General features: G+C 41.3%; 8 protein-coding genes and 1 pseudogene. All 9 read left to right on the forward strand.

What is annotated here, in order from left to right; translation table 11 throughout:
- Position 1 precedes the first annotated feature (1 nt).
- On the forward strand, positions 2-928 hold the full coding sequence (locus G622_RS0113565; RefSeq protein ID WP_026511153.1) for an ABC transporter permease: 927 nt from the start codon (positions 2-4) through the stop codon (positions 926-928).
- Complete coding sequence (locus G622_RS0113570; RefSeq protein WP_026511154.1) at positions 925-1,740, forward strand: ABC transporter permease; 816 nt, start codon at positions 925-927, stop codon at positions 1,738-1,740. The genes G622_RS0113565 and G622_RS0113570 overlap by 4 nt, the downstream gene beginning before the upstream one ends.
- Positions 1,718-2,530: an ATP-binding cassette domain-containing protein gene (locus tag G622_RS0113575; protein WP_049945859.1), complete on the forward strand. Its 813-nt coding sequence runs from the start codon at positions 1,718-1,720 to the stop codon at positions 2,528-2,530. The genes G622_RS0113570 and G622_RS0113575 overlap by 23 nt, the downstream gene beginning before the upstream one ends.
- Complete coding sequence (locus G622_RS0113580) at positions 2,523-3,266, forward strand: ABC transporter ATP-binding protein (RefSeq protein WP_049945860.1); 744 nt, start codon at positions 2,523-2,525, stop codon at positions 3,264-3,266. The genes G622_RS0113575 and G622_RS0113580 overlap by 8 nt, the downstream gene beginning before the upstream one ends.
- A gap of 106 nt (positions 3,267-3,372) precedes the next feature.
- Positions 3,373-4,146, forward strand: a complete 774-nt coding sequence (locus G622_RS0113585) for a class I SAM-dependent methyltransferase (protein WP_026511157.1) — start codon at positions 3,373-3,375, stop codon at positions 4,144-4,146.
- Between the two features lie 87 nt (positions 4,147-4,233).
- The gene (locus G622_RS0113590) at positions 4,234-4,986 is read left to right on the forward strand and encodes a class I SAM-dependent methyltransferase (RefSeq protein ID WP_026511158.1); all 753 of its coding nucleotides are present in this window, start codon (positions 4,234-4,236) and stop codon (positions 4,984-4,986) included.
- Positions 4,987-5,015: 29 nt separating this feature from the next.
- Positions 5,016-6,374, forward strand: a complete 1,359-nt coding sequence (locus G622_RS0113595; protein WP_044914767.1) for an MATE family efflux transporter — start codon at positions 5,016-5,018, stop codon at positions 6,372-6,374.
- Positions 6,375-6,596: 222 nt separating this feature from the next.
- Complete coding sequence (locus tag G622_RS22980) at positions 6,597-6,986, forward strand: DUF4342 domain-containing protein (protein WP_049945861.1); 390 nt, start codon at positions 6,597-6,599, stop codon at positions 6,984-6,986.
- Between the two features lie 289 nt (positions 6,987-7,275).
- Positions 7,276-7,432: pseudogene (locus G622_RS27055) on the forward strand (transposase); the annotation flags it as partial.

Below are 7,432 nucleotides of genomic sequence, written 5' to 3' on the forward strand. Positions count from 1 at the left end.
TATGAATAATAAAGTAATTAAAAGAATTATAGAATTAATACTTTTACTGGTAGTGCTTAGTCTTTTGACTTTTGCACTTATGTATCTGGCACCCGGCGACCCTGCGGAGAAACGTCTCTCTTCGCAGGGCGTTGCTGTTACAAAGGAAGTGCTAAATGCAGAGCGGGCAAGAATGGGGCTTTTGCGCCCTTTTTTCGTGCGCTATGGAGAATGGCTGTGGGGAATCATTCACGGAGATTTCGGAATATCCTTTAAGGATGATATGCCTGTTGCACCAAAGCTCATTAAGGGGCTAAAAAATACTGTAGTTCTGGCGCTTTCAAGTCTTATGTTTTCACTTATCATATCAATCCCCTTGGGACTTGTAGCTGCGGTAAAAAAGAATGCACTGATCGATCATGTTGTAAGACTCCTTTCTTTTATCGGCAATTCATTACCTAACTTTTTGGTTTCAGTTCTGCTTATGTATTTTTTCTGCATAAAGCTTAATATGTTTCCGATTATCGCAGAGGGTAATCTGCAGGGGCTCTTTCTGCCTGTGATCTCACTTTCAATTCCGATGATAGCCAGATTTTCAAGAATGATAAGGACAGAGGTTTTAACCCAGCTTTCTGAGGATTATGTGACGGGATTAAGACTAAGGGGTGTGAAGGAAAAATATATTCTCCTGAAAAATGTTTTTTATAACTCTATAGGACATATTTTTACGATCATAGCTTTGCAGATAGGTGTGCTCATGGGCGGAAGCGTAGTTATTGAGACAATATTCCGCTGGCCCGGCATCGGAAAGCTTGTAATGGATTCCATTAATGCCAGGGACTACCCGGTGATCATGGGATTTGTAATAATCATGGGGACTATTTATGTAGGTATCAATCTTTTATCCGATCTGTTAAACAAAGTAATCGATCCCAGGGTGGAAGTATGAAAAGTAAGAAACTTAAGTTAAAAAGAAAAGTTATAATTGCAGCCATGATCGCCATAATACTGATAGTAGTGGCATTGCTGGCAGAAGTGATTGCACCAAATGATCCTTATGCCACGAATGCGACCATGATAAGGAAGGCACCATCAGCGGAGTATCTCTTTGGAACTGATAATCTTGGAAGGTGCGTATTTTCAAGGGTCCTCTACGGAGCAAGAACCACAATATCCTCAACTGTTTTTCTTGTTGCCATATCTTTTTTCATAGGGACTCTTATAGGAATGATCTGTGGATATTACGGCGGAATAGTAGATGAAGTACTGATGCGCGTTGCAGATCTGACCCTCGCCTTTCCTCAGATGGTAGTAGCTATTGCGGTTGCAGGCCTTTTGGACGGAGGACTTGGAGGGGCAATGATAGCCCTTGGAATAACCATGTGGACCAGTTTTGCAAGACTGGCAAGGAGTCACACCCTTACTGTAAAACAGATGCCGTTTATAACGGCATCAAGGCTTGCAGGAAAAAGTGGAGCCTATATTATCATAAGGCATATTCTTCCAAATATCCTTGAGCCTGTGCTTATTAGCGCCCTTACCCAGATAGGTACGACCATGATCGGCATTTCGGGACTTTCTTTCCTGGGGCTTGGAGTTGTTGCACCTAAGGCAGAATGGGGATCCATGATAAGTGAAGCAAGAGCATACATACAGATTGCACCCTGGGCTGTTCTATATCCTGCAGCTGCGACAATCATTACTATAGTTGTTTTTAACTATCTCGGAGATGCTGTTCTTGAATACAGAGATAATGCATAAAGGTGATAAGATGTCAGACATATTGCTTAATGTAAATAGTCTTTCTGCCGGTTACGGAGAAAGAAATGTCATAGAAGATATTGATTTTTCCATCTCGCGTGGAGAGATTGTCTGCGTAGTTGGTGAGAGTGGAAGCGGTAAATCCACGCTTCTTAAGACTATCTGCGGATTTGAAAATGTTTATATCAATTCCGGTTCAGTTTCTTTTAAAGGGCAGCAGATTAGCGATTTGAATCCTAAAAAGCGTCGAGCTCTTATGGGGAACGGAATAGGGATAATTCCACAGAATCCGGCAGGCTCGTTTAATCCGTTAAGGAGATTTGATGCCCAGTTTAAGGAGACTTTTTTATCACACAGGATGCCTTATGAGGAGAGCCGGATACTTGATATTTTTGAAAAGGTGGGACTATCAGGTGGAAAGGAAATCCTACGAAGCAGGCCTTACGAGATGAGCGGCGGAATGAATCAGCGAATTGCCATAGCAGCCGCAATGCTCCTTGAACCTGAGCTTTTACTTTGCGATGAAGCCACAAGTGCTCTTGATGTTACAACCGCTAGCGCTATCGTGGATCTTTTGTGTGACTATCGTGATGAGAAAAATGTAGGGATACTCATGGTAACCCACAACCTTGGTATTGCCCGGAAAATGGCTGACTATACAGGAATAATGCAAAATGGAAGATTTATCGAATATGGCAGCCGTGATGAGATTTTTACATCTCCCAAAATGGAATACACAAAAAGGCTCATTGAGGATGTGCCCAAGCTGGCAGGAGTAGTAAATGGATAATAGAGAAGATATTCTGTCCGGATTGCAGATAAGTAAAAAATATAATGCAAATACACGGGAAGTAGAAGCCTTATCAGATGTGAGCTTTAGCCTGAAAAAAGGCGAAATTCTGGGGATTGTCGGAGAAAGCGGAAGCGGCAAGAGCACGCTTTTGAAAATTATTTCAGGAATAGAAAAGCCTGATAAGGGAGATCTTTTGTATAAAGGAGAGAGCTATAAAGGCGCCGGTATAGTTAAAACAGGCAAATTTCTGCAGATGATTTTTCAGGATGCCTATGGTTCCTTTGACCCAAGGATGACCATGAGAAAGTCTCTTATGGAGATTTCCGGGGCAACGGAAAAGGAAATACTTGAGATAACAGGAAAGACAGGACTAAATAAGGAGCTTCTTGATAAAAAGCCTAGCAGACTTTCAGGAGGTCAGTGCCAGAGAATGTCGATTGCGAGAGCGCTTTTGTCCCATGCAGATATATTGTTGTGTGACGAGATCACAAGCGCTCTTGATGTATCAACCCAGGCACAGGTAGTAAAGCTTTTAGAGGAACTAAAGAAAAAGAATGACTTATCCATAATATTTGTCTCGCATGATCTGGCTCTTGTCAGCACGTTGTGTGACAGAATCATGGTGCTGAAAAACGGAGTCTGTGTTGAGGAGGGCGAAACATCTAAAATCATAAGCAATCCAAAGGACGCATACACAAAGCTTCTTCTCTCAAGCGTCATAACTGTAAACTAGGCGAAATTCAGTCAAGATATTTCGCTAGTACAAATTGTGTTACAAACGTCATGTTAACACGAAGCAATTTACTGTAAATTGGTATTAAACGGAGTTACAAATAGCTATGTCAGAAAAACTTATAAATAGAAACAGAGATTACTGGACAAACAGAGCGCCCGGGTATACACTTGTGAATTTAGATGAACTTAATGGTGTTCAAAAGAACAATTGGAAAAAACACCTGGAAAGTGAGATAAATACTGCATTTCCTAATAGAGACAGAAGTGAGATCTCTATTTTGGATATAGGATGCGGACCGGGGTTTTTCTCAATAATCTTGACCGAGATGGGATATAAGGTTACAGCCATCGATCTTACTGAGGCCATGCTTTTAGAGGCAAAGCAAAACGCCAAAGACTTATCTGAGAAAATAGTATATAAGCAGATGAATGCACAGAAGCTTGAATTTGAGGATTGCAGGTTCGATGTGATTATATCGAGGAACCTCACCTGGAATCTTCCTGAACCTCAAAAGGCTTACAGCGAGTGGTGCCGTGTGCTTAAAAAGGACGGATTGTTTCTCAATTTTGATGCAAACTGGTATCACTATTTATTTGATGAAGAACAGCACACTGCATTTCTGGACAACCGCCAGGAACTCGTATCTGATGGATATGAGGACTACTGTGCCGGAACGGATGAGGACGAGATGGAGTCAATTGCAAGACAGATGCCCCTTAGCCGTCTTGACAGACCAAAGTGGGATGAAGCATGCCTGAATAGTCTGGGAATGAGAGATTTTCATAGCATATGGGACATCGGACAGCATATATGGTCAGAGGAAGAGAAAAGAAATTATGCACTGACCCCGATGTTTATGGTAAGAGCAAGGAAATAATGTTCTGTCCCCGATGTTTATGGTAAGGGCAAGGAAATAACGCCCCCTGTCACTATGTTTTCAGATAAAAGCAAGGAAATGATGTAGATGAGTGAGATTAAGAATATACCATTTGAGGATGAATCCGCGGATATAAAAGAAACAGTTGTAGGCTATTGGTCTAAAAGAGCAGAGAGCTTTGCAATACATAAACATGCTGAGATTCACAGTGAAAAAGTGAATCTTTGGAGAAATGAATTTCAGAAACTTTTACCTGAGAAAAAAGAGCTGTCAATCCTTGATGTAGGATGTGGCAGCGGTTTTTTCGAGGCGGTACTTTCACCGCTTGGATATAAGGTTACGGGAATTGACCTTACTCCTGAGATGATAGGCGAAGGCAAAAAGCTTCTTGAAAGGCATAATATCGATGCTGAGCTTATGCTTATGGACGCTGAAAATCCAACTTTTCCTGAAGAGAGCTTTGATGTTATCGTGACGAGGAATCTGGTATGGACGCTGCCGCATCCCCTTCAGGCATACGAGAAATGGTATAGATTACTTAAAAAAGGCGGAAAGCTTCTGGTTTTTGACGCTGAGTATGCAAAGGGCTTTCACAAGTATAACTGGGGTGAAAACCGTGCGCACAGTGAAGTTAATGATGCCATGAAAGAAGAATGCCACAAGATATACCACATGCTGTCTATCAGCTCTTTTGACAGACCCAAGTGGGATGTTGAAGTAATGGAAAAGCTCGGCTTTAGTGAAGTAATGACCGATATTTCTGTCGGGGACAGGATATATGCCACAAAGGATGAATTTTATATGCCGGACAGAATGTTTGGAATTTATGGGCTTAAATAGTTTATAGGTAAGTCCTGCTTGTAAGGAATATGAGAAGTAAAAGTATAACAACCGGCTCTATTTGGAAGAATATGCTGACTTTCTTTTTTGCACTTCTTCTGGGAGCCTTTTTTCAACAATTGTATAACACAATAGATGCCATCATAGTGGGAAGAACTGTCGGAAGTGATGCACTCGGTGCAGTTGGCGGTTCTGCAGCAATGGTGGTCAATCTGTTTTTAGGGTTCTTTCTTGGATTGTCCTCCGGTGCGACTGTGGTTATTTCGCAGTTCTTCGGAGCAGAAAAACGTATAGAGATAGAAAAAGCAGTTCATACCGCCATAGCGTTTTCAATTGCAGCAGGAGCGGCCATTACCATCATCGGAGTGCTTATAACTCCATGGATAATCAGTGCGATGAACACACCTCTGGAGCAGTCCGAAGCAGCCACAATGTACCTCAGAATTTTCTTTTTGGGAATGATTCCGAATCTGATATACAACATGGGTGCAGGAATATTAAGGGCGGTCGGTGATTCAAGAAGACCACTTTACGTACTTATTATCAGTTGTCTCGTTAATATATTTTTGGATGTTCTGTTTGTAATCGTTCTTGGACTTGGCAGAATGGGAGATGTCTACGGAGTATCCGGTGTTGCCATTGCTACAATCCTGAGCCAGCTTGTAAGTGCCATAGCTGTTGTATTTATTCTTGTTAAAACTGACAGTAGCTATAAGCTCGATATCAGGAAAATCAGAATAGATTCCGAGATGTTTTCAAGAATATTGAGGATTGGAATACCTGCCGGTTTTCAGACAACCACCTATACACTTTCAAATACTCTGATCCAGTCATCAATCAACAGTCTCGGCAAGGATGTGGCTTCTGCCTGGGCTGCTTACGGGAAAATAGATGTGCTTTTCTGGATGACCATAGGTGCCCTTGGAACCGTTGCGACAACCTTTGCCGGACAGAACTATGGCGCAGGAAAATATGACAGAGTCCGCAGCAGTGTGAGACAGGCGCTGATAATTTCAACAATTATTACTATACCCCTGAGCACACTGATATGCCTGTTCGGAGATACATTATTCAGAATTTTCGTGGTAGAGCAGAAGGTAATAGATATAGGGGTTCAGATGATTCTGTATCTGGCACCCTTTTATATAACATACATCTGCGTTGAGATTCTGGCGGGAGCACTTCGTGGAATGGGAGATGCCCTGATTCCCATGCTCATTACCCTGTGTGGAATCTGCGTGCTCCGTGTAATATGGGTTTTGGCTGTATTTCCGTTACACAGAAGTATTGAAACAATTGAGATGAGCTATAGAGTGACCTGGTGCACCACATCTGTCCTGTTTATTGTGTATTATTTTGTGTATACAAAAAAGAAGAGGATAAGATAAGCCATATATTTTATATTATTTAATCTCTCAAGAAATTCGGAATCCTATGATATTCCATCTATAAAAATGCGGAATAGGAAAAATAAGTATCTGAAATTTGCTGTATAATGAATTTATCTGAAGACTTTTATGTATTATTATCGTTATATAAACAGAAGGATTTCACTGTTTAAATAACTACGCAAGGTAAGTTTTGTTGCGGAAACGCAGAAAGGAGCAGCAATGAATATAACACTCGAAGCTATTGAAAAGGTAATGGAGCTCACAGGAGTTGAGTACAAAACAGCCAAGGAAGCCCTTGAGAAAACAGAAGGAAACGTTGATGAAGCTGTTAAACTCATTCAGCCTCAGACAAAGGATATTGGCGAAGATGTAAAGAACCTCATTGATAAGCTTAAGAAAATCGTTGAGGAAGGTAACGTTGACAGAATTCAGATTAAGAAGGATAACGAAATCGTTCTTAGCGTACCTGTAAATGTAGGAATCATCGGAGGAATCCTTGGTCTTGCAGCAGCACCCTGGGCGCTTATCGCAGGTTCTGTAGCAGCTTTCGGACTTGGATGCAAGCTGATCGTTGTTAAAAAGGATGGCTCAACCGACGAGGTTAAATAAAACTGAATAATGAACTTGCAAGCCGGAGCAGTGATGCTCCGGTTTTTCATATTTGGAGATTCTTATTTTATCTTTTACTGTCGGTGCTGGATCTCCATTTTACTCTGGCGCCGATATGGGATGTTTCATAATCACCTATTCCATCTATTATGTGGTAGTGTCAAATTTACTACCTCTTTTTTGTTCTAAAGCCTTGATTTATCGGGAGTTCAAAATAAAATGAGCATTGACCTCCCTTTTTGGTATAATGTCAGCGACCAAACTCACAAAAAACCAGGAGACAATGCTCGTGAACATTATACTTTATTTACTTGAAATCATCCACCAACTCTATCAGCAGAATTGCTGGCTGGTAAACTTCATATGCAGATATATACCGCTAAAACAGTGGGCTTTCGACGATTCCCATTCTCCCAAATATCAAAAGTTCAAAGTTGATAAGCTTC

It is taken from the genome of Butyrivibrio sp. LC3010 (assembly GCF_000424385.1).
Taxonomy (GTDB): Bacteria; Bacillota; Clostridia; order Lachnospirales; family Lachnospiraceae; genus Butyrivibrio.

Excerpts from the sequence above, each read along its gene's own strand:
- G622_RS0113580 (WP_049945860.1), top strand. The coding sequence starts at position 2,523 with ATGGATAATAGAGAAGATATTCTGTCCGGATTGCAGATAAGTAAAAAA.
- G622_RS22980 (WP_049945861.1), top strand. The coding sequence starts at position 6,597 with ATGAATATAACACTCGAAGCTATTGAAAAGGTAATGGAGCTCACAGGA.
- G622_RS0113565 (WP_026511153.1), top strand. The coding sequence starts at position 2 with ATGAATAATAAAGTAATTAAAAGAATTATAGAATTAATACTTTTACTG.
- G622_RS0113595 (WP_044914767.1), top strand. The coding sequence starts at position 5,016 with ATGAGAAGTAAAAGTATAACAACCGGCTCTATTTGGAAGAATATGCTG.
- G622_RS0113570 (WP_026511154.1), top strand. The coding sequence starts at position 925 with ATGAAAAGTAAGAAACTTAAGTTAAAAAGAAAAGTTATAATTGCAGCC.
- G622_RS0113585 (WP_026511157.1), top strand. The coding sequence starts at position 3,373 with ATGTCAGAAAAACTTATAAATAGAAACAGAGATTACTGGACAAACAGA.
- G622_RS0113590 (WP_026511158.1), top strand. The coding sequence starts at position 4,234 with ATGAGTGAGATTAAGAATATACCATTTGAGGATGAATCCGCGGATATA.